Annotated in this window: 28 protein-coding genes; 2 read left to right on the top strand and 26 right to left on the bottom strand. The window is 41.7% G+C overall.

All coding sequences use genetic code 11. The features are described 5' to 3' along the window. Positions 1 to 44: 44 nt before the first annotated feature. From HMPREF1518_RS06985 to tgt, 14 genes are all read right to left on the bottom strand, one after another. Positions 45 to 1,235 (bottom strand): acetate kinase, encoded by a 1,191-nt coding sequence (locus HMPREF1518_RS06985; protein WP_033585146.1) that lies wholly within the window; start codon positions 1,233 to 1,235, stop codon positions 45 to 47. Between the two features lie 51 nt (positions 1,236 to 1,286). Continuing rightward, positions 1,287 to 2,240 carry a class I SAM-dependent methyltransferase gene (locus HMPREF1518_RS06980; protein WP_033585145.1) on the bottom strand — a complete coding sequence of 318 codons (954 nt, stop codon included), beginning with the start codon at positions 2,238 to 2,240 and terminating at the stop codon, positions 1,287 to 1,289. 58 nt (positions 2,241 to 2,298) lie between these two features. Continuing rightward, the gene (locus tag HMPREF1518_RS06975; protein WP_033585144.1) at positions 2,299 to 2,889 is read right to left on the bottom strand and encodes a class I SAM-dependent methyltransferase; all 591 of its coding nucleotides are present in this window, start codon (positions 2,887 to 2,889) and stop codon (positions 2,299 to 2,301) included. Between the two features lie 32 nt (positions 2,890 to 2,921). Next, on the bottom strand, positions 2,922 to 3,335 hold the full coding sequence (comGG, locus tag HMPREF1518_RS06970) for a competence type IV pilus minor pilin ComGG (protein ID WP_033585143.1): 414 nt from the start codon (positions 3,333 to 3,335) through the stop codon (positions 2,922 to 2,924). After that, positions 3,313 to 3,774, bottom strand: coding sequence for a competence type IV pilus minor pilin ComGF (comGF, locus tag HMPREF1518_RS06965; RefSeq protein WP_002876748.1), 462 nt, complete (start codon positions 3,772 to 3,774; stop codon positions 3,313 to 3,315). The genes comGG and comGF overlap by 23 nt, the downstream gene beginning before the upstream one ends. After that, entirely contained in the window at positions 3,737 to 4,039 is a 303-nt protein-coding gene (gene comGE, locus HMPREF1518_RS06960; protein ID WP_000413368.1) for a competence type IV pilus minor pilin ComGE, read from the bottom strand. Before comGE ends, comGF begins: the two co-directional genes overlap by 38 nt. Then, the gene (gene comGD, locus HMPREF1518_RS06955) at positions 4,002 to 4,436 is read right to left on the bottom strand and encodes a competence type IV pilus minor pilin ComGD (protein ID WP_001180051.1); all 435 of its coding nucleotides are present in this window, start codon (positions 4,434 to 4,436) and stop codon (positions 4,002 to 4,004) included. Before comGD ends, comGE begins: the two co-directional genes overlap by 38 nt. Beyond that, the gene (comGC, locus tag HMPREF1518_RS06950) at positions 4,399 to 4,722 is read right to left on the bottom strand and encodes a competence type IV pilus major pilin ComGC (RefSeq protein ID WP_000735798.1); all 324 of its coding nucleotides are present in this window, start codon (positions 4,720 to 4,722) and stop codon (positions 4,399 to 4,401) included. The genes comGD and comGC overlap by 38 nt, the downstream gene beginning before the upstream one ends. Position 4,723: 1 nt before the next feature. Then, entirely contained in the window at positions 4,724 to 5,740 is a 1,017-nt protein-coding gene (gene comGB, locus HMPREF1518_RS06945) for a competence type IV pilus assembly protein ComGB (protein WP_081730835.1), read from the bottom strand. Next, a complete protein-coding gene (gene comGA, locus HMPREF1518_RS06940) occupies positions 5,688 to 6,629 on the bottom strand; it encodes a competence type IV pilus ATPase ComGA (protein WP_033585142.1) in 942 nt (313 codons plus the stop codon). The genes comGB and comGA overlap by 53 nt, the downstream gene beginning before the upstream one ends. A 61-nt stretch (positions 6,630 to 6,690) precedes the next feature. Continuing rightward, the gene (locus tag HMPREF1518_RS06935; protein ID WP_000286396.1) at positions 6,691 to 7,056 is read right to left on the bottom strand and encodes a DUF1033 family protein; all 366 of its coding nucleotides are present in this window, start codon (positions 7,054 to 7,056) and stop codon (positions 6,691 to 6,693) included. A gap of 156 nt (positions 7,057 to 7,212) precedes the next feature. Continuing rightward, positions 7,213 to 8,364 carry an N-acetylglucosamine-6-phosphate deacetylase gene (gene nagA / locus HMPREF1518_RS06930; protein WP_001134442.1) on the bottom strand — a complete coding sequence of 384 codons (1,152 nt, stop codon included), beginning with the start codon at positions 8,362 to 8,364 and terminating at the stop codon, positions 7,213 to 7,215. 140 nt (positions 8,365 to 8,504) lie between these two features. Next, positions 8,505 to 10,322: an acyltransferase family protein gene (locus HMPREF1518_RS06925; RefSeq protein WP_033585141.1), complete on the bottom strand. Its 1,818-nt coding sequence runs from the start codon at positions 10,320 to 10,322 to the stop codon at positions 8,505 to 8,507. Positions 10,323 to 10,452: 130 nt separating this feature from the next. Further along, a complete protein-coding gene (gene tgt / locus HMPREF1518_RS06920) occupies positions 10,453 to 11,595 on the bottom strand; it encodes a tRNA guanosine(34) transglycosylase Tgt (protein ID WP_033585140.1) in 1,143 nt (380 codons plus the stop codon). 609 nt (positions 11,596 to 12,204) lie between these two features. Between tgt and HMPREF1518_RS10935 the strand changes: the two genes are divergently transcribed. Both HMPREF1518_RS10935 and HMPREF1518_RS06915 read left to right on the top strand, forming a co-directional pair. Further along, positions 12,205 to 12,354, top strand: a complete 150-nt coding sequence (locus HMPREF1518_RS10935) for a hypothetical protein (RefSeq protein WP_197018565.1) — start codon at positions 12,205 to 12,207, stop codon at positions 12,352 to 12,354. A gap of 141 nt (positions 12,355 to 12,495) precedes the next feature. Next, the gene (locus tag HMPREF1518_RS06915) at positions 12,496 to 12,675 is read left to right on the top strand and encodes a hypothetical protein (protein WP_033585139.1); all 180 of its coding nucleotides are present in this window, start codon (positions 12,496 to 12,498) and stop codon (positions 12,673 to 12,675) included. Positions 12,676 to 12,689: 14 nt separating this feature from the next. On the opposite strand, the gene HMPREF1518_RS06910 is transcribed toward HMPREF1518_RS06915, so the two are convergent. From HMPREF1518_RS06910 to HMPREF1518_RS06855, 12 genes are all read right to left on the bottom strand, one after another. Beyond that, positions 12,690 to 13,292, bottom strand: a complete 603-nt coding sequence (locus tag HMPREF1518_RS06910; RefSeq protein WP_033585138.1) for an AP2 domain-containing protein — start codon at positions 13,290 to 13,292, stop codon at positions 12,690 to 12,692. Positions 13,293 to 13,297: 5 nt separating this feature from the next. Beyond that, positions 13,298 to 13,693: a hypothetical protein gene (locus HMPREF1518_RS06905; RefSeq protein WP_231458942.1), complete on the bottom strand. Its 396-nt coding sequence runs from the start codon at positions 13,691 to 13,693 to the stop codon at positions 13,298 to 13,300. A 16-nt stretch (positions 13,694 to 13,709) separates the two neighbouring features. Beyond that, positions 13,710 to 13,919, bottom strand: coding sequence for a hypothetical protein (locus HMPREF1518_RS06900; RefSeq protein ID WP_033585134.1), 210 nt, complete (start codon positions 13,917 to 13,919; stop codon positions 13,710 to 13,712). 13 nt (positions 13,920 to 13,932) lie between these two features. Further along, entirely contained in the window at positions 13,933 to 14,262 is a 330-nt protein-coding gene (locus tag HMPREF1518_RS06895) for a hypothetical protein (protein ID WP_197018564.1), read from the bottom strand. Positions 14,263 to 14,474: 212 nt separating this feature from the next. After that, positions 14,475 to 15,479: a GH25 family lysozyme gene (locus HMPREF1518_RS06890; protein ID WP_033585131.1), complete on the bottom strand. Its 1,005-nt coding sequence runs from the start codon at positions 15,477 to 15,479 to the stop codon at positions 14,475 to 14,477. 9 nt (positions 15,480 to 15,488) lie between these two features. Then, positions 15,489 to 15,719 carry a phage holin gene (locus HMPREF1518_RS06885; protein WP_033585128.1) on the bottom strand — a complete coding sequence of 77 codons (231 nt, stop codon included), beginning with the start codon at positions 15,717 to 15,719 and terminating at the stop codon, positions 15,489 to 15,491. A gap of 14 nt (positions 15,720 to 15,733) precedes the next feature. After that, entirely contained in the window at positions 15,734 to 16,012 is a 279-nt protein-coding gene (locus tag HMPREF1518_RS06880; RefSeq protein WP_006154951.1) for a DUF7365 family protein, read from the bottom strand. A 9-nt stretch (positions 16,013 to 16,021) separates the two neighbouring features. Further along, the gene (locus tag HMPREF1518_RS06875) at positions 16,022 to 16,630 is read right to left on the bottom strand and encodes a hypothetical protein (protein ID WP_033585125.1); all 609 of its coding nucleotides are present in this window, start codon (positions 16,628 to 16,630) and stop codon (positions 16,022 to 16,024) included. Beyond that, positions 16,617 to 16,829: a hypothetical protein gene (locus tag HMPREF1518_RS06870; protein WP_033585123.1), complete on the bottom strand. Its 213-nt coding sequence runs from the start codon at positions 16,827 to 16,829 to the stop codon at positions 16,617 to 16,619. The genes HMPREF1518_RS06875 and HMPREF1518_RS06870 overlap by 14 nt, the downstream gene beginning before the upstream one ends. Beyond that, positions 16,826 to 20,632, bottom strand: coding sequence for a phage tail spike protein (locus HMPREF1518_RS11000; RefSeq protein WP_033585122.1), 3,807 nt, complete (start codon positions 20,630 to 20,632; stop codon positions 16,826 to 16,828). Before HMPREF1518_RS11000 ends, HMPREF1518_RS06870 begins: the two co-directional genes overlap by 4 nt. Further along, complete coding sequence (locus HMPREF1518_RS06860; RefSeq protein WP_033585121.1) at positions 20,633 to 21,355, bottom strand: hypothetical protein; 723 nt, start codon at positions 21,353 to 21,355, stop codon at positions 20,633 to 20,635. Further along, positions 21,349 to 24,372: a phage tail tape measure protein gene (locus HMPREF1518_RS06855; protein WP_033585119.1), complete on the bottom strand. Its 3,024-nt coding sequence runs from the start codon at positions 24,370 to 24,372 to the stop codon at positions 21,349 to 21,351. Before HMPREF1518_RS06855 ends, HMPREF1518_RS06860 begins: the two co-directional genes overlap by 7 nt. Between the last annotated feature and the right edge of the window lie 111 nt (positions 24,373 to 24,483).

Below are 24,483 nucleotides of genomic sequence, written 5' to 3'. Positions count from 1 at the left end.
TCTTTCCCAACTTCTTTTCACAATCAAATTTTACGTGTATTTACTTATTTTTTCAAGCGCTCAACATCGCGTGCAATCACCAATTCTTCATCTGTTGGAATAACCAAGACACGTATTTTTGCTTCGTCCGTTGAGATGTCTCCCGTTACACCAAAGACATTCTTTTCTGGATCTACATCACAACCAAACCAAGAGATACCTGAAATGACATCCTCACGGAAATTTGCTGCATTTTCACCGATACCTGCTGTGAAGATAATCGCATCTGCTCCATTTAGGACTGCAAGATATTGGCCAATATGTTTTTGGATACGATCAATATACATTTCATAAGCCAAAGTCGCATCATGGTCTCCTGCTTCCATGGCAGCAATCACATCACGCATATCGCTTGACTGACCAGAAACTCCCATGAGCCCTGATTCACGATTGAGAATGCGGCTAATATCTTCTGGGGTATTGAAATCCTCTGTATATTGCATGAGATAAGGGATGATAGCAGGGTCAATATCTCCTGTACGAGTTCCCATCATCACACCTCCAAGTGGTGTGAATCCCATAGAAGTATCCACAGACTTCCCACCCTTAACAGCTGTGATAGAAGCCCCATTACCAATATGGCAGGTAATCAATTTCAAGTCTTCTAGAGGACGGCCCAAAAGTTTCGCTGCTTCTCCTGCGACAAACTGGTGGCTTGTCCCGTGGGCACCGTATTTACGAACCTTGTTTTCTGTGTAGTATTTAGTTGGTAGAGGGTAGCGATAAGCCTTTTCTGGCATGGTTGTGTGGAATGAAGTATCAAATACAACAACACTGGTAATATCTGGAAGCAATTCCTTAAATGCACGAATTCCAGCTGCGTTGGCTGGATTGTGAAGAGGAGCCAAGAGTCCCAACTCCTCAACTTTTTCTATCACATCTCCCTCAACAACTGTTGATTCCTTGAAATATTCACCACCTGCAACGACGCGGTGTCCGACACCTGTAATCTCGTCGTACCCTTTGATGATGTCAAAACGAATCAAGTCATCCAATAAAATTTTAACGGCTTGTGTATGGTCTTCAATATCAAGAATTTGTTGCTCCGAACGACCGTTAAATTTTACTGTTGAAATTGAATCTTTCAATCCAATACGTTCAATCAAGCCTTTAGCCAAAACTTTCTCTTCTGGCATTTGATAAAGTTGCCATTTCAAGCTTGAGCTTCCGGCATTGATTGCAATTGTTTTTGTCATAAGATGATACCTCTTTTTTAAGCGTTTTCATCTATTATAACAAAATCTCTTTTATATTTCAGTACCTTTGCTCCAATTTTGAAAATTTTCTTTAAAGGTCAACAAAACTGACGGATCTTGCAAGCTAGTAAGAGGATAGACAAAGGGTTCTATTTCTTTATCTCTTTTCTTCTGTAAGACAAAAATACTTTTAGCTTGGCTTGCAGTTGAGAAAATATCCTCTGGCAGAGTGATGATAGCAGCCAGACTCACTTCGTCTTTGAGCCACCCTTTTAATAAGTCACTTTGAGGACTGGTCAATAAATCACTCGGAGCTAGAAAAATAGCATAACCATCTGACTTAAGGTACTTGAGGCCTTGTTCCATTAGCAAATGGTGGGCATAGGTATGCTCTTGACTAGAAGCCACTTGATAGCGCGAAGCGATAGCATCGTCTGGGTAATAGCCAACAGGCAAGTCGCTGATGACCACGTCGCTTTCTTTAAGCATTTGCGGACGAACCGCGTCGCCTTGAACAAAACCAGCCTGTAAACCAATCACATCTGCCATACTGGCTGCCAAATCAATCAGCAAGTCATCCACTTCGATTCCCAAGTAATCTACTTTTTTAGAGAGAGAAGTCAAGAAAGTAGCCCCCAAAATGCCCATACCAGAACCTATTTCGAGGATGCCAATTTCCTCTTGTTCAAACAATTCTTCCACAACAAGTACTAAGAGGAGGGCAATGGCATCTGGAGTAAACTGGTGATTGGCCTGTAAAGGCTCCGTTTGTCCTGCCTTCATCAAGAGAAACTGGTAGGTCTTGAGCCACTCTTCCTTGCGAAGCGCTAAGCGTTTAAGGGCTTGATTGTTCTCTTTGACCTGCTCTAGTTCGGTCTCGCCATCTAGGTAGATACTATTTTGCTCTACCAAGGCATCATAAAAGTTGGTCGCCAAATCACTTTGGATGACTTGGACATTCTCTAGTAAATACGTATAAGCTTGTTCAATTTTTTCAAAATCCATATTTCTATCTTATCAAAATTCCCCTATTTTTTCCATCTGAAGAGAAAAAATCACTGCTTTAGTCAGCGAGTGATTTTTGGGCTACAGTTAAAAAGAGCTCTGCGTAATTTCCTTGAAACAAGTCTTCAGCACTGTACAGAATCTGACTGTCAATACTTGAAAAACCAAACTGGGCGAGCTTATTTTCCAGTTCAGGCAATTCAAAACCGTGATGGTTGGTATCTGTCTTGACAAAATCAGCAATAAGCACTTGTCCATTCTCCCTAAGGTGATGGTGAAACATGGCAAGAGTCGCATCTAGATCAGGCATATGATGAAGAACCCGACTGACAACAATCAGGTCAAATTGATGCTCCAAGGGATTTACTAGTAAATCCTGCTCCAAAAACTGGATATTCTTGATTTCTTGTTGCTCTGTTTTCAAACGGGCTTGCTCCAGCATTTTCTCCGAGATGTCTACAAGGGTAACCGACTTGGCCTGCTTGGCTAGGGGTAAGGCTAACAGACCCGTCCCACCACCAAAGTCCAGTATTGCCTTGTCTGATAGAAAATCAATCTGTGCTTCAACTGCTTGACAAATCAAATTTGCAAGAAAGATATTTTTGGGCGAATCAAAAGTTTCTGCTTTGTGATTAAAATCATGTTTCATGCTTTTAGTTTAGCACAAAGAAGTTGAATTGACTAGGATTTGTCTTTCTTTTCAGGCTTTTCTTCTGATTTTTTCTTCCCTGCTTGATTGCTTGAATCAGTCGCTACCTCTTCCTTTTTAGCTGTTTTCTTTTCTTGGGTTTTCAGCGGAGGAAAGAGAAATTCATAATTGCCCTTATTCATACGAACACTTGTTACAAAACCTGTTTTCGTATTTTGATACCTGACTTTTCCTAAGTTGAAGACTCGTTCCCCACTTTCTTGCTCAACCTTCTCTTTGCTTCGCTTGGCCATGGCAAAAGCTGCCAACTTTTCTTTGTTTAGGGCAAAATCTTTGTGATGGGCTACTTGCCGATTCAAATAAAACTGCAACAAAAGGCTAAAAATGGCTGCCATGGTGACTGCATAGAGGAGAACTCCTGCCTTAACTTTTTGCTTTTTCCACACGATAGATGAACTCCCTTTCTAAGCCCTTTTGAAATTGGAAACGAAAGTGAACCAATTGATTTTCCTCTGTAATTTGAGCTGATTTAAGTCCATAAACCATAGGTTGGTAGCCCCGTCCGCTGGTATCCGTTTTTCGAAAATCATCCGATTTAGACTTACCTATAGAGATATCCTTACCATCCTGTTTCATGTAGAGGCGATTGCCTTCTACCTTTTCAAACTGCGAACGCTCTAACTCTGCCTCCAGTTGACCCACAAACAAGAGCCACTCCTTTTGCTCGCTTTGCTGCTGGTAACGAACTTCTGAAATGAGGAGCTGACTCATAGCTTGAAAGAGGAGCAAGCCTCCGCTAATGACGATAAGGGCAATCAGAGATTCTAAAAGAGTGAACGCTCTTACCTTACTGCTCTTTAAGGTCGAGCAACTTCTCTGAACCATGGTAGACCTCCACTTCTTTTTCACTAGCAAGCACCTGAATCTCCACTCCATTTATGTTTACCTGATTTTGACCTGTCTGCAGAGCCATCTTAGCCACACGTAAGACTTCTTCCTTTTGCAAGATTTCTGCCTCTTCTTGTCTATTTTTTTGAATTTGTCCCAAAAGAAGGGTCGCAATGCTGGCAAACACAGCCAAAGCTACTACTGCTTCTAGTAAGATTACTGCCTTAATTTTTAGTTTCCTTAATGCGTTTAATTTTTCCATTTCCTAGATATAATTGATAGCGAATCGCTCCTTTGCTAGTCTGAAATTCAACCTTAGCCAGGGACGAATTGCCCCCAGCTCGATCAAATATAATGCTTTGTCCTGATGGTGCCTGAATTCCTTTTGGAACGGTCAAGTTTTGATTGCCATTGCTGATCGTCTGTCCATCTAAGTTCAGACTGGTTTTTTGCTGACTAGCAACACTGCGTTTTTGCGTTTCCCTATAGAGTTCTTCAAACTCCATAAAGAAAATCTGCTCCTCTACCGCTGCAAAACTGGACTGAACTGAGCCGGACAAGCCCAAAGCAAGGATACTCACAAGTCCCAAAACTAAGAGACTTTCCAGCATAGTAAAGGCCTTAATCTGCAACGGTTTGGCTTGTTTTTTGTTTTGCATGGTAGTCTTTATAAGCTTTGGCTTGCTCAGCAGTGATACGACCGTCCGCTTGTAATTTGCTGAGGCTGGCATCATCATTTTTATCCAAACGATAAAGTTCTGCCTGGCTTTCCACGACCTTGACAACAGCAGCTTTTCCTTTGTCATCTACGGCATCCTTTTGCTTGGTCAAATTGGGCACAAAGAGCAAGAGAAGAACGCTGATGATTAAAAGGACGACTAGCATTTCTACCAAAGTGAAAGCTTTAACCTTGGCTTTTTTTAAATTTGTCATGAGTTTTTTCATTTTAAAAATTTACCTCCATATTTTGATACATGGGCATAAGCATTGCCGCATAAAGTAAAACGATAATCAGGGCCACAAAGATGAAAACCAGTGGCTGTACCAGATTCATGGTACGATTAACTCGGGTAAAAAAGGCTTCCCAAGTTTTTTCAGCATAGATTTCCAACTCACTCCCCAGCTTGGACTTGACTTCCCCATACTCGATGATGAGACTCAACTCCTTTTTAAAGAAAGGATAAGTCGCTATGGTTTGAGAAAATTCGCGGCCATTTTGCAGGGCTTGAGCCAGATCTTGACCGATTTCTTTAAAGAGCTGGGAGCCTTGTTCCTGCATGATATGAAAAATCTGCGTCAGCTCCATTCCCTGTGAAACCATATTGCCCCATTCACGCGCATAATAAGCTGTCAGATAAGTCTGGACAAAGATTCCAAGAAAGGGAATCCGTGCTAACATAGAGAAGACCCGCATCTTAGAACTTCTTTTGTAGAAAGTGAGAGCTAAAAGTAGAGACAGAGAGCAAGCCAATACTAGTCCCAGAAAAATTTGTGGCAGATTGCCAATGATTTGAGTGGCGATATTGCTACTGTCCAGTTGAGGCAGCAAATAGTTTCTCAGCCCCAACATGATTAGCAGGAGAAATCCCAGTAAAATCAAAGGATAGGTCGCTACTTCAATTAACTTCTTCTTGACCTTGGACAGATTATCCAGATATTCTTCTATCTTTCCCAAACTCAGGTGAAGATTTCCATGAACTTCAGCTAGAGATAATTGGGTCACAATAGCACTTGAAAAACCCAAGCTATCCATCATCTCTGAGAAAGATTTCCCCTGAGACAAACCTTGGTGCATCTGGGCCACATAGTCCTTTTCCAGCAGGGCACTTCTGCTCAAGAAAGAAATAATTTCCACCAAATGAAAGCCACTGGAGAAGAGGTTGTTAAACAAGGTGATGATTTTCTTCTGCTTAGCTGTAGCTAATTTTTTCCGTTTCAGCCTGAAGACTTGTGATATGTCCATCTTTAAGAAGCTGGTCAATCTGCTCATTCCAGTTAGTTGGCTGGTGTTCTTGATAGTCTTTGTTTGCAAAGTCAACGATTCCTCCTCCCCCGATTAATCTCTGGTAGCAGACTCCTTGCAGAACAACTGCTAATTCCTCCTCCGTCACACCCAACTCCAGAAGGCGTTCATAAACTCCTCGGATACTCTTGGCATGAATGGTTGAAAAGACTGTCGCACCTGTCAAACTAGCTCTGACCACTGCACGTGCCGTCTCACTATCCCGAATTTCACCAATAATCAAGAGGTCCGGACGATGTCGGAGAGACAGTTTGATCAGATTTTCATAGGTCAAGCCAATCGCTTCATTCAACTGCAACTGGAGCATGTCTTCCTGCTTGATTTCTACTGGGTCTTCAATGGACATGACCTGCTGCCCCTTAAAGAGGGACTTGGCTAATTCGTGCATCAAGGTCGTCTTGCCACTGCCGACTGGGCCAGCAAAGAGATAGAGCCCCCGTTGCCTGTACTGCTCACCCAGTTCGTTCATATCCTGAAACCAGAAATGCAGGTCCTGTTCCTCATCGTGCAACAAACGAATGACCAAACTCTCATGTCCCCGATAATCTCCTACGGTGGACAAACGCAGAGAAGACACCTTCTCCCCATGCTGATAGTCGCAAGATCCCAGCTGACTACGCCTCTTCTCTCCTACATTCATACCCGCTACAAACTTAAAATGACTAATCACAGCAGCTAAAACATCAAACTCATAGGAGTCAACTAGACACCGCTCGTCTCCAATCCGCATGTGAAGCTCATAGCACTTTTCCTTGGGGATAAAATAGATATCCTGAGCCTTCTTTTCTTTCGCAGTCGCAATAATTTTCTGTGCAATTTCTTGTACCATACCGCCCTCCTTATCTAACTATTCGCAAAAAAATAAAAAAAGCAACTTAAAAAGTTACTTTTTATCTCCATTTCATACGGCAAGAACGGTGCTTTTCTTGGCCTGTTTGTTTTTCGTAGCCTGGACGTAGCTTTTCATCGGGGATGACTTGCTCATCCTGTAAAAGTGCCAAAGAATGGTACTGCTGCAAATACTCATCGCACTCATCACACCAGCGTTTATCAGCAGGATCCCAAAAAATAGTCATCAAATCACTCCGACTCTTATAAAGAGGATTCTTCTTTTCCAGCTCAAACCAGCATGATTTATAATATTTTAGAGCATCATAATACTTATCAAAAGATTGACTCATGATGACATCTTCTTCCCAACCTTCTATGAACCACCACGGTTCAAAATCCCCATACATTTCTATAACACGATACATTCTTACTACTTCCTTTGTACCGTATATTATATCTAATTTTTTAATACAAGAAAAGGATTTTGCTTATTTCCCCCATTAGAAACTTCTTTAAGAAGCCTGTTATTTTCATCTGATAATAAAAATAGGAGTCCTTTATTGACCCCTATTTTTATCTTCTTAGGCTTGATAACGTTTCACACCATCTAGGTAGGTTGCTACCAATTCCAAATCTTTATCTAGTACGATAAAGTCGGCATCGTAACCTTCACGGATTTGACCACAGACATCATCGATGTGAACAGATTTTGCTGGGTTGAGGCTGGCCATCATGACTGCTTCATGCGGATTCGCAATTCCCCATTCGACCACATTCTTCAAACCATCTTTGAGTTTAAGGATAGAACCTGCCAAATTGCCTGTCGATTTGAGGCGAGCAGTTCCATTAGCAACAACTACTGGGAATTCTCCCAACATGTAATCTCCATCTTCCAAGCCACCAGCTGTCATACAGTCTGTGATAAGGGCGATATTTTCAGTTCCTTTTTGCTTGAGCAAAATATCACAGGCCTTTGGATCTACGTGGTGACCATCACAAATCAATTCAGCGTAAGTATGTGGCAACTCATACATGGCTCCCACCATACCGAGCTCACGGTGAGTCAACCCACGCATTCCATTGTAGGCATGTACCCAAACACTCGCTCCAGCATCGACTGCTTTTTTAGCTTCATCAAAAGTCGCATTGGAGTGTCCAAGAGCAACAGTCACTCCTTCACCCGTAATTGTACGAACAAAGTCTTCTACACCTTCACGTTCTGGCGCAAGGGCAATTTTATTGAGCAGGCCATTAGCTGCTTTTTGCCAAGCACGAAACTCATCCATACGAGGATCTTTCATGTAAGCAGGATTTTGAGCTCCTTTGTATTTCTCTGTGAAATAAGGGCCTTCAAAATAGATCCCACGAATCTTGGCTCCACTTGCTTCCTGGTAACGAGCACCGATATTTTCAGTTACCGCAAGCAACTGCTCGTAAGAGGAAGTCAACGTCGTTGGCAAGAAGCTGGTAACACCTGTGCTAAGCAATCCTTCACTCATGGTATGAAGGGTTCCTTCGATATTATTATCCATGACATCGACACCGCCAAATCCATGAATATGGGTATCCACAAGTCCTGGGGCAATGCTATAACCGGTATAGTCAATCACCTCAGCTCCTTCAGGAATCTGTTCTACATGCTTGCCAAACTTGCCATCCACAAGTTCCAAGTAACCGCCACGACGAACTCCGTGTGGGTAGAAAAACTGATCCGCTTTAATATAATTAGGCATAATGATAACCTCCTTGATAGATTGATTCTAGAATTTATTATGTCAATTACATTATAAACCTTTCTTTTTCATTTGTAAATGGTATAGACCTATTTTCTAGAGATATTTTAAAAGAGCTGGATTTCTCCAACTCTTTGATCTTATTTTGATTTTACAGGTAGCTCTTGAGCAGCCTTGACAGCAGCTGCAATCGTTTCTGCGTAAAGTTTAGCACCTTCTTCAATCATGTTGCTATCATTTCCAAAGTGGACTTGGTCAGTTCCAGCCCAGATTTCAGGGTGTTCCTTAGCGACCTTATTCCAGTCAGCAATGCTCACATATGGATTCTTTTCAGCTAATTCTCTCGTATAAGCCGCATACTGCTCCACTGATGCATAAGTGTCCTTGCTCTTGTCTCCCTCATAAGGTGTCACCAGTATCAGATGGTGCCCTTTCGGTAGATTGTTCACGATACTGTCCAAATCATTCTTATAACCTTCAGGATTGTTGACTCCCGTTGCAATGACAACTGTTTTTAAAAGCGCCTTGTTCTGGCTATTATTGAGCATGATGTCATTGGCTTGCTTGGTCGTCCGACTAACCTGAGCATTGATATTTGCATCAGGAAGTGCCTCTTTTAAGGCTGTATTGGCACGTAAAGTCACTGAATCCCCAATCAGACTCGTTCCCTCAGAAATTCCTAGGCGACTGACTTCAGCTTGTTCAGCCAGAGTCTTTGTTTGTCCTATATTGGTCTGAGCTTGCTTGAAACCATTGATCATCAAGTCTGTCTCAAAAGCTCCAACCTGAGGAGCTGCAGCTATGATAATCAAAGTAAGTAAAGAAAGGGCGCCCACAACACTAGCACTAATAGGTTTGATATGACGCAGTTTAGTGATTTTTCTAACTAAAGCGTTGGTCTTACCAGCAATCAATGGCTCAATAATATAGAAGGATAGGATAGCGAAGAAATAGGAAAAGATAACGGTTAAAATAACAGCTGGCAGATTGCTCATCAACTGCGAAAAGATAATATAGAAAGGCCAGTGGAAGAGATAAACCGCGTAGCTGGTATCCGCTAAAAATGTGATTATATGAGGCTCTCGTATCTCAGGCGTTTTCTCATGCAAGACACGCGCAGCAAAAATCATGGTCACGGCCGCTAAACTTGCCAGTAAGAAACCGAATAGATAAGCAAACAGGTAGGTGAACTTGACAAAGAAAGTCAAGAGCACTAATACCAAAAGACCTGCAGCAAACACCAGTAAATTCTGACGAAGATCCCACGTCCGGTCAAACTGCTTGACTAAATCGCTCGTCTGACGAACCCCTACAACTGTCGCTAAAATGCTTCCTAAAAAGAAGGGATAGACATGGGTTAAACTTGAAAAGTAGACAGATGAATGGGAACTAGCCATTAGACTACCAATAAACATGGAGAAGAAGCTAATGATGAAAGCTCCCGCAGAAAGAAGAAAGACCATCCCTCTCAATTGACTACTAGATTTTGAACGTTTCGATAAGAACCAAACCGCCAATCCCCAGAGAATATAGTAGTGAACCTCAACAGCTAGACTCCAGTTATGAACAAAGAGATGCGGAATGAACTGGGATTCGTAACTTCCCCCTGTTAACATCTCATAGAAGTTGGTCATGAAACCAAAAACTCCAGCAATCTGGCCACCAATTCCAGCAACATAGTCTTGGCGAACTAGGAGGGTAAAGGGCATGGTCACCAAAACCATCAGAACCACAGGTGGTACGATGCGGTAAAACCGTCTCTTAAAAAAGCCTAGTAAATCAATCTGGCGTTTTTTCCCAAATTCTTCTAAAAGGAGGGCAGTGATCAAAAATCCTGAAAAAGTGAAAAAGACATCTACCCCAAAGAAGCCTCCAGGAAAGATTGTTTGAAAGAAGTGGTACAAGAGCACCAAAAGTAAACCTGTAATCCTAATCAAGGAAAACCATTTAATACGCATACGAGTTTATTCCCCACTCAATTAGATCGTAAAAACATCTAATTTTATTCCATAATACACCTTATTTTATCAAAAAAAGAAGAAAAATCCTAAGAGAAAACTTAGGATTTTGGCATTCTATTTTTACACTTTAAAAATTGCGTCCTGACTTGTTGTAGCCATATTTTTCTACAAAATACTCACGAAATTCCAAGAGATTGTCATTCATGATGGCTTGGCGTACTTGCTTCATCAGGTTGAGCAAGAAGTAAAGGTTGTGATAGCTAGTCAAGCGGATGCCAAAGGTTTCGTCAGCCTTGAGCAAGTGACGAAGGTAGGCGCGTGTGTAGTTCTTGCATGTATAGCAATCACACTCAGGATCCAGTGGCGTAAAGTCTTCAGCGAATTGGGCATTTTTGACAACCAAACGACCTTGGCTGGTCATACAAGTTCCGTTACGAGCGATACGAGTCGGCAAGACACAGTCAAACATATCCACACCACGAATAACCCCATCAATCAAGCTATCTGGCGCTCCCACTCCCATCAAATAGCGAGGTTTGTTTTCAGGAAGGAGTTGGGTTGTGAAGTCCAAGACTGCATTCATCTCTTCGTGCGTTTCTCCCACTGCCAAACCACCGATAGAGTAGCCTGGAAAGTCCATGCTGACAAGGTCGTGAGCTGACTGACGGCGAAGGTCTTCAAATCCTGCCCCCTGTACAATCCCAAACAAACCTTGATCCTCCGGACGACGGTGAGCCTTTAAGCCACGTTCGGCCCAACGACTGGTACGCTCGATGGATTTCTTAACGTAGTCGTAAGGTTGATAAAACTGAGGACATTCATCAAAAGACATCATGATGTCTGAGCCCAGATTATTCTGAATAGAAATAGCCTTTTCTGGCGACAGGAACATCTTGGAACCATTGAGATGGTTTTTAAAGGTTACGCCTTCTTCTGTGATATTTCGGCTATCTGCTAGGGAATAAACCTGGAAACCACCACTATCCGTCAAAATTGGCTGGTCCCAATTCATGAACTTGTGGAGACCGCCTGCGCGTGCGATGAGTTCATCTCCAGGGCGAAGCCAGAGATGATAAGTATTAGAGAGGATAATCCCTGATCCCATCTCCTTTAACTCTTCAGGTGACTGGGTTTTAACAGTGGCTTGGGTCCCAACTGGCATAAACATGGGTGTCGGGAAGGTACCGTGTGGGGTGATGATTTCTCCTAGACGAGCTCCTGTGTGTTTTTCTTTCTTAATCAAACGGTATTTGATTGGTGAATCTGACATTTTCTACCTCCGAAGCTGGGAAAGACAGTCCCAGTTCATACTTTGTGCCCAAAGGCATACTGTATGATTTTATCAAAAAAACCAGGAACTGTCACGAACTATGGTATAAGTGACAAATGTTTACCAATGCTTTCTGTTGCTTATCAATAGTTGAGTTTTCGCTTATTTTTATTTAAAATCATTTTCGTTGATTTTCGTCATTTTTTTAAATCGTATTCATCTTCGTATTCATTTTCATACTCACCTTTGCCCGTATAGTTGAGAAGGCTGCAATTTAGTTCTAATAGTTTACAAAAGAATCAGTGAGTAATGTCACTGTTTTTTTCCTTGTCTTAAAAGGAGTACTACTTTCAGGAAGACACCTAAATATGACTTAGAAACTGACAAAAAGGCCACCTGATTGGGTGACTTCTTTAGGGAGATTATTATGAAAAAGGTAAAATAAAATCTTATTAAATCAATGCTTTTGGAGGGTGTCCCCTCCAACTCCCCGACCTCTGGACAAGGTCTATTTTTTTGAAAAAATTTAAAAAAACTTCATCAAAACGCTTGACTTTCTCGGTATACCGTGATATAATATAATCAAGATAAGGAAAGGAGGTGAGGAAGTTGAACAAAGAAGATTGGCTTAGGTTACTTGAAAAGGCGATAGATAATATCCCTGAAACGGTAACTGCTATAGCAAGTCTGGTGACTGCAATAACAGTCGCAAGGCAAAACAAAAAGCGTAACCCCAACTCCCGCAAAAGAAAAAGGTAAACGCTAAGAGGTGGGGGCGAAAGCCCCTCACACCTCTATTTTATCAAATGAAAAGAGGAAAAGCAATGGTTAGTGCAATAGCTATTTTTATAATTGTGATCAATGTATATATCTATCTAAAAAATAAAAAGGACAAATAATATGAGAAAAGTTATTCAAGAATTACTTAACAGTTCTATTTCTACATCTGCTATTTCACAAGGCGCTGGAGTTCCTTGGACTACTGTTTCTGACCTCAGAAAAGGAAAAACAAGCATGGACAAAATGGCGCTTCTAACGGCAGAAAAGCTCTATGAATTTGCTATAGCTGATAAGCAGTGATTTCGGTCACTGCTTTATTTATACCCATATTCAATTTCAGCTTTGCGTCTGATGTCTGCTGCTTCTTTCAAATCTACGCTACTGCCTAAATATTTTGGTTTCTTGTCAACATTGATATAAGCAACATATCTCTTTTTTCGCTTGTTGTAGTAAACACCTCGAACTCCAGTCGTACTTTTAGCGGTCGGTCTGCTTGTCTTTAATGATTCAGGATCACTGATTTCAGCCATTCGCTCTTTTGAACTGCGATTGCGCTTGCATCCGCAACTAGAATATCGCTCTATCTGATTGCTTTGTAATTCGATGTGATTTCCGCAATGCTTGCAAATACAATTCCAGTAAACACGCTGATTCTTAGAATACGCTCTGTCAACAATCTTGAAGTTATCTGTTTCAGTTCCTGATAAATCTTTGAATCTCTCACGCTTTTTCTCGTCGTTAAGGCACCCGCAAGATTTGGTTCGACCATCCTTTAAATTTTGGGATTGAACGTGAACTTTATTACCACAAGAACATTCGCACAACCATAAGACTCTTCCTGTCTTAGTTCTTGAACCATCATCTGTGATAACAGTCAGACGGCCGTAAATGTTGCCTGTTAAATCAACCTTCCTCATTTTAATTAAAATATCTCGTTATCTTTCTCCATTTCAGCAAGCGCCGAGCTAGTCAAGACTTTTTCAGCAATATCGCCTTCTGCAATTTCTTCAGGATCATAATAATAGTCGATAATCATGCACTTCTCCATGACCTCGTTGTATCCACCACGAACAATATAAATATATTCGTCTGCCAGCCCTTTCTCTATGTCTGCTTCTAACTTTTCGATTAGTTCACTGTAATCGTAGCTAAAACTATAATTGCCGGCATCAATCCAAGCCTGAACTCTCATAGCTACCTCAAGGCTTAATTTGTCAAGGTCCTTTTTGCCATTTCTCAAGAGAGATATAGAGCTCTCCTGTATGCCGATCTCTTTTGCTAAGCGATAAGCTGAGATAGCCTTATTCATTAAGACCATCTCAACTCGTGATGTGTTAATAAGCATATATCACCCCGTTATCTACGTGACCTACTTTTTGAACTCCGTCAATCGGTTTCATGCCACGCCCCTCAATTAAGATGTCTCCATCTTTGTCAATCCAAAAATCCCAGCCATCTGCGTACTCTTCAAACGTTTGTTCATCCTTATATTCTGTTTCATAAATGCCAACAAGCACTTCTTTTAATTGTTCTTCAGTAACCATGATATTCTTCTCCTTAACCCCAAATTTTTTCTGAAATATAGTAAGTTCCGTAGTTAGAACCGTCTGCAATAACTTCGATGCCGTAGTAAGCACCAGCTTTGTGCATCACTTCGTTGAAGTGTACTTCTTTAGCTTCGCCGAGCATATTAGCGTATCCATATTTACCAGCTTGGCGCATTTTTGCTTCAACTGCATGCCATTGTTTTAAGTTATAGTGTTCTGTTTCTTCTTGTTCTGATTTAACGATTCCCCATGCGATTTTCATAGCTTCTGCGATATATTCAACTGTTGAACCGCCGAATCTTTTAGCACCACGTTTTGCTATTTCCCATGCTAGTGTCATAACTTCTTTTTTCATTTTTGATTTCCTCGTTTCCTTATCTTGATTATAGTATATCAAAATACTTGACGTACGTCAAGTATTTTGATAAAGAAATTTCAACTTTTTTTAATTCAGAAAGTACTTTCAGAGCAAACAAAAAAACCGCAAGCCTAAGCCTGCGGTTACAATTAGAACAATATTTTAGAAATTTTCCTTTCTTTATTTTAAAAATATTATTTAGTGGTAACAATTAGTCCATCAGGTAATACATCAAGTGCTGGTTTGTCTGAGCGGCTTCCATCTTCGTTGACGTAGTACCAGCCACCTTCAACTTTAACAAGTTCTTCTGAAGACATTGCTCCATTCTCTTCTTTGAGATGGTATAGTTTGTCCTTGTATTGAACCCAGCCAGTGACCATTGCTCCTGAAGCATCAAGATAGTACCATTTGCCATTCACAAACACCCAACCAATGGCCATTGCCCCATTTTCTTTGAGGTAGTACCACTTATCATTTTCTTTGAACCATTGACTGGTTAGACAATATCCTTTAGCATCAAAGTAGTACCACACACCGCCGATTTTTTCCCATTCTTCTTTTGGATAAGATCCGTCGGGGTGTTCCCACCACCAACCAGTATCATTTCTTTTCCATTTTGGCTCGGCTTCTTCGTCATCTAGTAAAACAATGTTCTTGTCGTATGGATTTGAAGAGTATTGCCACCAACGGATTCCGTCCATACTTGGGAAATATTCAAAGTCAGCGTTACCATCATTTAGCCCATAGCCGGCAATCCAAAGGCTATTTGGGAATTTAGCAAGAATCTGCTCATAATAGATATTATTGAGCGTGAATGGCTTGTAGCTGTAATAGATTGGCTCATAGCCATTTTCTTTGAGGATTTCCATGAAGCGAATACAAGCATCTGTATTTGCCTGTTTATCTCCGCTAGCGTGATCTTCGTAATCAAGACACAAGTATTTTACTTTTTGAGGCACATTATCAAGGAAGTAGCGTGCCTCTCGCTCAGCTTCTTCTACGTCTCCGCCGAACCACGCAAAATGGTAGAACCCGATAGGATTTGATTGTTCTACTTGGGCATGTCGGCACGGATTTAGGTAGCTTGTGCTTTCTGAGATTTTGATGATGGTATTTTGTGTACCCATTTCCTCCAAAATACCTGTAATATCGTATCCATTATGGCTAGATACGTCGATGAATAAGTCGTTTTTCTTCATTATTCTCTCCTAATCTTCGCTTGGTTCGTAGTATTCAAGAGCACGTTTGCTATCAGAAATTCCTGCAGTTGTTGGGTCATTTACAACGCCAATTAAAACAAGAATGTAAACGAATGTGTTCACACCGTCTTGGATATTTTTGGGAATTTCAAGACCGAATTGTTGAGCCATCAAGAAGATTGCCCCCAAAAGGGCAATAAGTGTTGCTTTATTTTGCAAACGCAATTTCCAGTTAATCATGTGTATTTCTCCTTTTATTGTTTATTTTGAATTAAATTTTTAAGCTCTCTCACGTCTTCACCAAGCGATTTCACTTGCTCAGCTAGTACTAAGATAGCCTTATTCTGTTCATCGTGGTTATCGAGCCGCTTGTTGGCTGATGTCTTGAATTCGTTCAGATTTTCGATATCTTTCTCTAAAATCGTAAGACGATTCTCTTGTTTGGTTGCTTTATCTTTCATCGAAAAATAAAGACCAATCACAGGGATAAGGGTGATGAAGATCTGTACGAGAAATCGTTCATATCCTGGCATATATCCCCCTTAATCAATCCGTGGCATGACCACGGTCAGAATGCCCTTCTGCAACATTTCAGCAAGAGGTTGTTCTTTCCAGGTGTACCCTTCCGACGGCTGCATCTGGAATTTCAGGATGGTAAGTGTTTCCTTCGGCCACTTCGGATTCGTGTCGTACGGATAAGGCATTGATACGATATCACCGTTCGCATAACGACGGTCTTTCACGAGCGGCTTGATGAACTGCGCAACCTTTTCATAAGTATTCGTTGGCATGCCCCCATTCTGGCCAATCGCAAGCGCAATGAGGACTTCAGTAATTGCTGATACGCTATCGATGTTCTCTTTGTTAGCTGAGAGATCAGTCTTAGCTTTTGCCAAAGTTTGAACTGCTTGTTCGATCTCAGCTTGCGCCTTCACGATTGCTGCTCCTGGATCTAATTCAGCTTTGATGATATCAAGCACTGCTTGAATCAAGACGTCCTCTTGCTCAGTCGTGCGGTCTCCTACCAGCTCACGCATGTTCGTACTGTATCGAGTCCCATCTTCTAAACGGATTTCAACTACTGTTCGGATATTATCGCCCGAACCACGAAGATATGGTCTGGTTGCTAGTTCGTAATTACTGATTGCCATTTGTCATTTTTCCTTTCACTTCTTCAAATTTAGTTTTGAGCTCTTCGTCAGATTCAATGATTCGTTTCATCTGCTCGAGTTCCATAGCGGTTACCGTGTAGAGAGCTTCTAGCATAGCCGATTGAGTGGCTTCATTACTGACTCGCTCGCTTAGTGATTTAATCGTCAGGCTGTTGATTTGTTTGTCTTGTTCGTTCATGCTGTTTTCTCCAATTTTTCTATTTTTTGATTGAGCTCTTGAATGGCCTTGATAAGATAAGGCACAAGAGCAAATGTTTTGTAAGAGTATGCACCATCTGGATTCTCAAAGAATGCTTCAGGAGCATATTTCTGGACATCCTGCGCCATGATACCGCAGGCGATGTCTTCTATTTTCCCATCGTATTCCTTACGATAACTATACGTCTTCAAGTTTTCGATTACATCGAGACCAGAAACTGTACTAGCTTCGATATTTGATTTGTAGCGACGGTCAGAAATTTCCTTGTTCATCGGAATCCAACTAGAACCGCCACCACTCCAAACAAAATACATATAGCCATTCTCGCTCAAGATTTGTTTGTATTGCGGAGAGTAAATCCAGTATCCAGATTTACCTGAATTCTTATTGTTATAGTAGATATCGCCTGTGACACGTAGGTCGCCATTTATTACCGGCGTGTTCCAAAAATACGCTCGATTATAACAGAACATTTCGCCCGATTCTTTAACGAACCAAGCATAATTTCCTGGAGCATCCCAAGTCGTGCCCCAATTAACCCAAAGAGCTGTTTTGCCCCAATTACCAGCACCATTGCTCATTCCTACATAAAACTGATTCTGACCAGTCAACCAGTAAGTTGACGGGTCTTTATCATGCGTACCAATTTGAAAGCCACCTATTCGACCTTTAAAACCTTCAAGCAAGGTCGCAGATACTACTACCGACCGAAGCTTGTTGATGAAGGCTTCTTTAGCTGCAAGCGTATCCGTGAAGATATCGCTTGAAACGAACATCCGAGCCATAGCCTGGTCCATAATCAGCTTATCAGCTGTGATGGTCCTTGAACCGATAATTTCAGCGTTCAGTTTCGCAAAATTACCCTCACCCACGAATAGTCTCTTGAAGTATCCATCAATGGCCGTCAATTCGTCCAGCAAGGTCTTACCTTTTAAACGAATTTTCTCAGCTTCAATCAAGATTTGATTGTTCGTCGCATTGATTTGCGAAACAATTGAACCTGCGCTGGTCAGATTTTGAACAGCCCACGAGCCAGTCAGTTGGCTTTGAACCGATCGAATCGCTTCGTTGGTGTCTTCTGGGGCTTCCGAAAAGTCTGTAGAGACTGTTCCGATTTCGACTTTTGGAAAAGCAATCCAAACAGTCGCAGCGGTGAATACATGCATGATTACTTCATTACTTGCATTTGAATTCTCTCTTTTAGTCAACTGAATATCATAGAATTTCCAATCGGTGGTTAACGAGACACCTTCAACAGTATTTCGATATCCTACTCGAGCTTGAAAATTCGTGTTATTGACAGTAGACTTTGCCCAAAAACTGAAACGCACAGATTTATTGCGCATTTCATCTGCTGTATTTAAGCGCATATCTCCGCCAGTTCTAAAAGTAACTTTCTGATTGTTTGCCTTTCCGTTAAAAGTCGATACAATCTTTAACGTATTAGCTCCTCTGAATTTCGTATTCGTATCTATACTTAAAGCAAGTTGTCCTTGCGTTTGCTCAATACTGTCATCTACATGATATGTTGAATAACGTTGATGAAGATCACGTTTAAACAATGAATTAAGAAATAGATTTCGTCCACCAGCCGAAGCCTTTGCAACCTCAACCTGAAACAACTGATTCGTCAAAGCCATGCGAGCAACCTTGTCAGCAATATCAGACTCGCTACGACCGATAATGCGCTCATACAGCTTGCTAGTCTCTTGCACTCGCTGGAAGTCGAGCAAGTTCGCTTTGCCAGCTATCTGAGAAGCGATATTCGCAAATCGGCCATCGACCGTCGTTCTGTATTCTGATATTTTTGCGTCTGCGTAGTTTTGACTGTTTTCAGGAGCAGGCTGATAAGCGCGCTTCATCGTGCCTTCATAGACATCAATTTCAGTTATCCAGACAGTCGCACTTTGCCCATCAGTTGAACCAAAATTATCAAAACGCAAAGAGAAGCCATCGTAATCACCACTATTAAATTGAACCGTGAAACGCTCTGCTTGTTTAGGAGAGAGACGTTGATTGAAGACACCTAACGTTTTCTTCCAAACGTCGTCTTTGTTGGACAACAAGCCTATCATGACCCTGAAGCCAGATACGTTTCCAGACATGAATCCTGTGAAAGAAAGCGTGTAGTCCGTGTTCTTCTTGAGCTGATTGTAGCGACCTGTCTGGATATAGCACAATCTGGCTTCTTTTGTGTCGAGGGTAAATAGCGGGGCAGAACTGTTCTTGTAAAAACCATGCGTTCGGTTTGTGAACCATTTTCCGTTCGTTCCACCCCAATTCTTATCTCCCAACTCTGCAGCTCCATTGATGACCAGGTTTGGACTGCCTAAATTAATTTCTTCAAATCGTCTTGTCAGTCCTCTTACATCTTCTACATGCTGAGACTTCGCGACATAGTCGTTCGAAATATTTTGACGAAGAACTGCGATATCAGCTCTCGCTCGCTCACTGATCTGTTTCGCTTCTTGAGCGAGTAAGCTGCTTGCACCAGCATTTCTCAACGCTTCTTCGGCTCTGCGTTTGGCTTCTTGCAGAGGACCATTGTTAAAACTGCTAAACCGTTGGTTGATAGTGTCAGACAGTTCTCTCTTGACTTCTTCAGCTCTGGCTTTTGCCAGTTCGACACCGTCCGCAATTTCTTGTCTCAGTAATCCTGCCTTGTGATCAAAGTCTAAGCCAGCATTTTGAAGAGCCTTTTCAAGGGCAATTTCTTGTGCGGTTCCTGTCACACCAAGGATTGCATCCGCTGCGCTAGATAAGCCACCAGAAGCTCTAGAGCCACCAACTCCTGCCTTATCATCAAAAGTCAGAGAGATATATTCTTCCTTCAAAGCGTCGAACTCATAAGCAATAGCTTTCTTGAATGCATCGACATTGTGCTTCCAACTCTTGAGATTGACCGTATCACCCATATGGACCACTTGCCCATCAAGTTCATAGGCTTCAATCTTGATAGCATCAGAGACCTTGTCAATGCCCTCATTTGAAAACTTAGCCTGTGCCCATTTCTGCAACTCTTCAACAGTTTTAGCATTGTTGTTCTCATACTCTTTTTCATTGATATAAGGGTATGAGTTGATAAGAGGACTATCAACAGTCACTCTGATAGTCGTTTCTGTTTTAGCACCTTCAGGTTTAAAAGTCGATTTAGCATGGATTCTTGTGACAACATTCTGACTGTTCCTTGTGCGTTGGTAGTCTTTAAGATTCTTGTGTGTCGTGATAACAACACCACGATTCTCACCACGACTCTTTTTGACAGTCATCGCAAAGTTATCACGAACCAGCTCGCCTTCCCATGTACCAACTATACTGTGCTTACCGTCCAGCAATACAGAGTACAGAGTTTCTGTTTCAGTTGTGTTGAAGGTCCTACGATCCTGGATATCGCTACTGAAAGAAAAATCTCCCAAAGCAGTTTTTGTATTTTGGACCATGCGAGAAAGAGCCATGCCACAACTCTGACTAGTCACGCTAACTGGTGTGATAGAACGTTTCATCACATCGTCTGAGATATGATAGGCTGTGATTTCCAGATGGTCATTGTGTTCAACGGGTTTCTTGATACGAAATAGCTGCGCACCAAGAACAGGAGCCGGAGCCTTTATCAGCATATCTTCTTTGATGAGCTGATAAATACCAGAATCAGAAATAGGATATTTCACAGTTAAGGTGAAATCGCCATTCATGGTCTCTTTAACAATCGCCGAAGTAGTTTCATGAAGTGGCTCTCCGTTCCACCGAACAGTTCTCACATCTTTATTAAGTAGATAAAGCAATTATGCCCACCCCCAAACCGTCTCGATTTCAAGCGATTGAATACCTTGACCTAGAACAACCCCAACATTCTTCACTTTCGCTGGATCGACTGTGATAAAATCCCCTGACCATTTCACTGGTTTCCCTGTTGTCATTTTAAAGCTAGGATTGTCAGGATTGTTGACCATCACAAGCGACTCAGTAAGACTTTCAAGGCGAATGACCTGACCAGCGATTGTAAATGAAGTCTCAGAAGCGCTCTGGCCAACGATTGTGATTTTAGGAAATGCAAGAGCAGAACCTTGAACGGTCAAGGTTCCGCTTCTTGTCAACCTCTGTGTGTCAGTAGTTTTGAAGTATTTGGTAGGGTGGCAAGTGAAAGTTGCCTTGGTCATGTAAAGACCAGGTTTCACTTCTTCAAGGTCGCTTACATTGACCTTATAACACCAAAGACGAGTTGTTTTGACTCGCTCACTCTCTAGCCAGAACTTCTCACGGATAAACAAACTCATAAATTGGTTCATCTGTTCTTCAGTAGGTTTAACCAAGTAAATCGTATAAGTTTTCTTGACCAGTTCCCTATGCTTGTTTGTCTGAACAATTGCACCACTGATACCGCCATGCTCCAAAAGAGCTGTCTTGCTGTCTCCCAGAGCGATTGAGGGAGAATCATGGACAATGACCTTAAAGGGAAAAGACGATGTTCTCACACCGTCAATCACAAGCTCATTATGTTTTACCATGCAACCCCTCCTCTCAATTGTGTCTTACGTTGCAATTCGTCAGCAATCCGCTGCGCTACCTCATCAGCAATCCGACTGATGTCAGATTCTTCTCTGACAGTGTTACCAGTAATAGTAATGTTGATGGTCGGTGAAGTTCCACCCATTGTCTGAGCAATACCTCGACCGATAGCACCAAGTGTTTTATCATTGAGTGGCAATACCGCCTCATTTCCAGCTTCACCACCAACCATAAGATTATTGCCATTCATTCCGAATATTGTCGGTTTCGTCATGATACCACCTTTGGCATACCATTCGATGCTGATGCTTGGCACTCCTTGGCTCAACCAATCTAATGGGTTGGCCGAACCACTTACAGAGAAGTGAGGTAGTGGGATGTGTGGCCAACTAATGCTGAAGTTGAACAATCCTTTGATAGTATTGATAGCCGTACTGACAAGGTCCTTCGCCCCATTGATAGCACTACCGATGGAATTTTTAATCCCATTCCACACGCTTGATACTGTGCTTGAAATGCCATTTAATACGCTTGATACTGTTCCTGAAATCCCATTCCACACACTTGATACTGTGCTTGAAATAGCATTCAAGGTATTTGATATAAATGACTGTATCGCTGAAAAGATAGTTTGAGCCACGATTTGGATTCCTTGCCATACACTTGAAAATACTCCCTTTATAGTTTCCCAAGCGCCTGACCAATCACCAGTGATGATCTGCATAACTGCTTGTATAATCCCAAGCACAACGTTTATCGCAGTCTCAACAACTGTCTTGATAATTTCCCAAGCGGTCGTGATGACCAATTGAATATTGTCCCAAGTAGCTTGAATGAGTGGACCTAGATAGGTCATGACTGTATCTATAACTGCTGAAATAGCATTCCAAACAGTCTCGGCACTTGTCCTGATAAGTTCCTGGTTCTCCGTCCACCAAGTGACGACTGTCCCAAAGATGCTCATGACAAAACTAGAAATCTCTGATACGACTGCATTGATAACTTCAAGAATCGCATTCCAAACGATCGTGACCGCATCTCGAAAACCTTCGTTTGTATCCCAGAGATATTTTAAAGCAATTACTACTCCTGCAACAGCAGCTGTAATCGCTAAAGCTGTCCCAATAATTGGGAGAGCAGCTGTAATCATTGCACCAATCGAAATTTCCAAAGCAGTTGCAGCCGCTTGTAGTGTTAAAAATATAGGGGCAATTATACCTACAATAGCCACGACAGTACCCATAACCACTACAAACTCTTTAATTGGCCCAGGTAAACTGCTAAACCATTCAGCAAGCCCCTTTACAATATTTCCTAACATTTCAAAAACAGGAGCTAAGACTTCTGCAATTGCAGCACCTAGTTCAGACATGGCCAAAGTAGCTGAATTTTGAGCTGTCTTAAATTTGTCAATAGGATCAAGCGTAGATTCGTATGTTGAAGATACTAGTCCTGCTGATACTTGGGATGTATAGCCTAATTCTTCAAAACTTAGTGCTCCACGTTTGATTGCGTCAACCATTTGAGGAGCTTTTTTTGCTCCAAAAATTTCCATCGCAGTGCTAAGAGCTTCTGTCTCGCTCTTACTATTTTTGATAGAATCAATGGTTTCTTTCAACCCCTCTGTCATAGATTTGCCTTTTTTGGCATAAGCTCCCGCAGCCTTTGTCAAGCCTGATAATGCGGCAGATGAATCAACACCATGTTGTTCCAATTGGCCAATAAGAGTTACTGCTTCTTCAAAACTTAGACCTAGTAACTTAATTTGAGGTGCACCGTCAGTTGCCTTTTTCATCAGGTCATCTACCGAAACACCTGTAGCTTGAGCCACGAAGGTAGTCGAATCTAAAACAGCAGATAAATTTTCAACAGACAATCCATAAGCTTCCAATGCTTGTTTTGATTGTATGGTCGCATTAGTTACATCAGAACCATTTATTTCTGAAAATTTGATAATGTCCTCTGAAGCATTTTTCAATGCTTCTCCGGTCAATTGAAATTGTGTGTTGACTTCTCCCACGGCATTCCCGACAGTTGAGAAGTCCGTTGGTAACTCTGTCGCAATATCATTTGCGATTCTTTGCATGCCTTCAAGTGCTTCACCACCAGCACCAGTTTTTGTGACAATGGTATCCATACCTTCATCTACTTGACGAAAGGCTTCAAGAGCACTCTTCCCGAAATCAACCAATTTTTGACTGATATCTGATAGTTTTTCAGAAAATTGATTGAGCAATTCAGCTTTTAAGAGATTGTTTGTTTCGCTTAAGGTTCCGCTCGCTTGTTTGCCAGCACTCCCAAGATTATTCATCTCTTGAGAGAGATTCGAGTAAGCTGTTTTAGCTTGATTCAACTGGGTTTCCATTTTATTGGCTTGTGTGGAATTTTCACCAAATTCTTTTTTGGTGAGCTCCAGTTGTCGTTCTAAGTTTGAAATCTGCTTATTGACAATATCAGACTGTGCGCCAATCTTTTTCTGAGCAAGAGCATTTCTCTCGGCTTCACTAGCGTTTGAACCTAAAGCACTTTCTTGCAGTTTAAATGAACTTGTCACCTTCTCCATCTCGGATGCTAGTTGGCTCTGTTCATTCTGCAAATTGTTTAGCTTACTGATATTGTTCTCTGTCGCTTGACCGTTTCCAGATAATGCCTGGTTCACACTTGCAAGCTTACCCTCATATCCTTTTAGGACGTTTTGAGTAACTTCGACTTCGCGTTGAAAGGCACGGTACTGATCAGCACCGATATCACCATTTTTGAATTGTTGCTCCACCTGAGACTGAGCTTGTCTCAAGGTTTCTAGTTTCTCCTTGGTCGTCGAAACTTGCTTTTGCAAGACTTCTTGCTTCTGAGTCAGGAGCGTTACGTTGCCTGTATCAAACTTCAAGGCCTTGTCAATCTGTTTCAACTCCTGACTTGCATCAGTAGCAGCCTTATTGACATTTTTCAGGGCCTTCTGCAAGGGTTGCGTGTCGCCATCGATTTCAATTTTGATACCTTTGATATTTCCTGCCATATTTCCTCCTTTCACAAAAAATAGAAAAGCGCTGAGAGAATTTCTACGACTGATAATGCAGTCAGTCCACGGAACTTGGTCTCAGAATCGCTCTCTCAGCACTCATTTTTT

The sequence above is a fragment of the Streptococcus sp. SR1 genome, assembly GCF_000526075.1.
Classification (GTDB): domain Bacteria; phylum Bacillota; class Bacilli; order Lactobacillales; family Streptococcaceae; genus Streptococcus; species Streptococcus halitosis.
Note: the sequence above shows the minus strand (reverse complement) of the source record. Positions and strands in the feature narration are given on the sequence as shown.

Excerpts from the sequence above, each read along its gene's own strand:
- HMPREF1518_RS06985 (WP_033585146.1), bottom strand. The coding sequence starts at position 1,235 with ATGACAAAAACAATTGCAATCAATGCCGGAAGCTCAAGCTTGAAATGG.
- HMPREF1518_RS06980 (WP_033585145.1), bottom strand. The coding sequence starts at position 2,240 with ATGGATTTTGAAAAAATTGAACAAGCTTATACGTATTTACTAGAGAAT.
- HMPREF1518_RS06975 (WP_033585144.1), bottom strand. The coding sequence starts at position 2,889 with ATGAAACATGATTTTAATCACAAAGCAGAAACTTTTGATTCGCCCAAA.
- comGF (WP_002876748.1), bottom strand. The coding sequence starts at position 3,774 with ATGGTTCAGAGAAGTTGCTCGACCTTAAAGAGCAGTAAGGTAAGAGCG.
- comGE (WP_000413368.1), bottom strand. The coding sequence starts at position 4,039 with ATGGAAAAATTAAACGCATTAAGGAAACTAAAAATTAAGGCAGTAATC.
- comGD (WP_001180051.1), bottom strand. The coding sequence starts at position 4,436 with ATGCAAAACAAAAAACAAGCCAAACCGTTGCAGATTAAGGCCTTTACT.
- comGC (WP_000735798.1), bottom strand. The coding sequence starts at position 4,722 with ATGAAAAAACTCATGACAAATTTAAAAAAAGCCAAGGTTAAAGCTTTC.
- comGB (WP_081730835.1), bottom strand. The coding sequence starts at position 5,740 with ATGGACATATCACAAGTCTTCAGGCTGAAACGGAAAAAATTAGCTACA.
- comGA (WP_033585142.1), bottom strand. The coding sequence starts at position 6,629 with ATGGTACAAGAAATTGCACAGAAAATTATTGCGACTGCGAAAGAAAAG.
- HMPREF1518_RS06935 (WP_000286396.1), bottom strand. The coding sequence starts at position 7,056 with ATGTATCGTGTTATAGAAATGTATGGGGATTTTGAACCGTGGTGGTTC.
- nagA (WP_001134442.1), bottom strand. The coding sequence starts at position 8,364 with ATGCCTAATTATATTAAAGCGGATCAGTTTTTCTACCCACACGGAGTT.
- HMPREF1518_RS06925 (WP_033585141.1), bottom strand. The coding sequence starts at position 10,322 with ATGCGTATTAAATGGTTTTCCTTGATTAGGATTACAGGTTTACTTTTG.
- tgt (WP_033585140.1), bottom strand. The coding sequence starts at position 11,595 with ATGTCAGATTCACCAATCAAATACCGTTTGATTAAGAAAGAAAAACAC.
- HMPREF1518_RS06915 (WP_033585139.1), top strand. The coding sequence starts at position 12,496 with ATGAGAAAAGTTATTCAAGAATTACTTAACAGTTCTATTTCTACATCT.
- HMPREF1518_RS06910 (WP_033585138.1), bottom strand. The coding sequence starts at position 13,292 with ATGAGGAAGGTTGATTTAACAGGCAACATTTACGGCCGTCTGACTGTT.
- HMPREF1518_RS06905 (WP_231458942.1), bottom strand. The coding sequence starts at position 13,693 with ATGGTCTTAATGAATAAGGCTATCTCAGCTTATCGCTTAGCAAAAGAG.
- HMPREF1518_RS06900 (WP_033585134.1), bottom strand. The coding sequence starts at position 13,919 with ATGGTTACTGAAGAACAATTAAAAGAAGTGCTTGTTGGCATTTATGAA.
- HMPREF1518_RS06895 (WP_197018564.1), bottom strand. The coding sequence starts at position 14,262 with ATGACACTAGCATGGGAAATAGCAAAACGTGGTGCTAAAAGATTCGGC.
- HMPREF1518_RS06890 (WP_033585131.1), bottom strand. The coding sequence starts at position 15,479 with ATGAAGAAAAACGACTTATTCATCGACGTATCTAGCCATAATGGATAC.
- HMPREF1518_RS06885 (WP_033585128.1), bottom strand. The coding sequence starts at position 15,719 with ATGATTAACTGGAAATTGCGTTTGCAAAATAAAGCAACACTTATTGCC.
- HMPREF1518_RS06880 (WP_006154951.1), bottom strand. The coding sequence starts at position 16,012 with ATGCCAGGATATGAACGATTTCTCGTACAGATCTTCATCACCCTTATC.
- HMPREF1518_RS06875 (WP_033585125.1), bottom strand. The coding sequence starts at position 16,630 with ATGGCAATCAGTAATTACGAACTAGCAACCAGACCATATCTTCGTGGT.
- HMPREF1518_RS06870 (WP_033585123.1), bottom strand. The coding sequence starts at position 16,829 with ATGAACGAACAAGACAAACAAATCAACAGCCTGACGATTAAATCACTA.
- HMPREF1518_RS06860 (WP_033585121.1), bottom strand. The coding sequence starts at position 21,355 with ATGGTAAAACATAATGAGCTTGTGATTGACGGTGTGAGAACATCGTCT.
- HMPREF1518_RS06855 (WP_033585119.1), bottom strand. The coding sequence starts at position 24,372 with ATGGCAGGAAATATCAAAGGTATCAAAATTGAAATCGATGGCGACACG.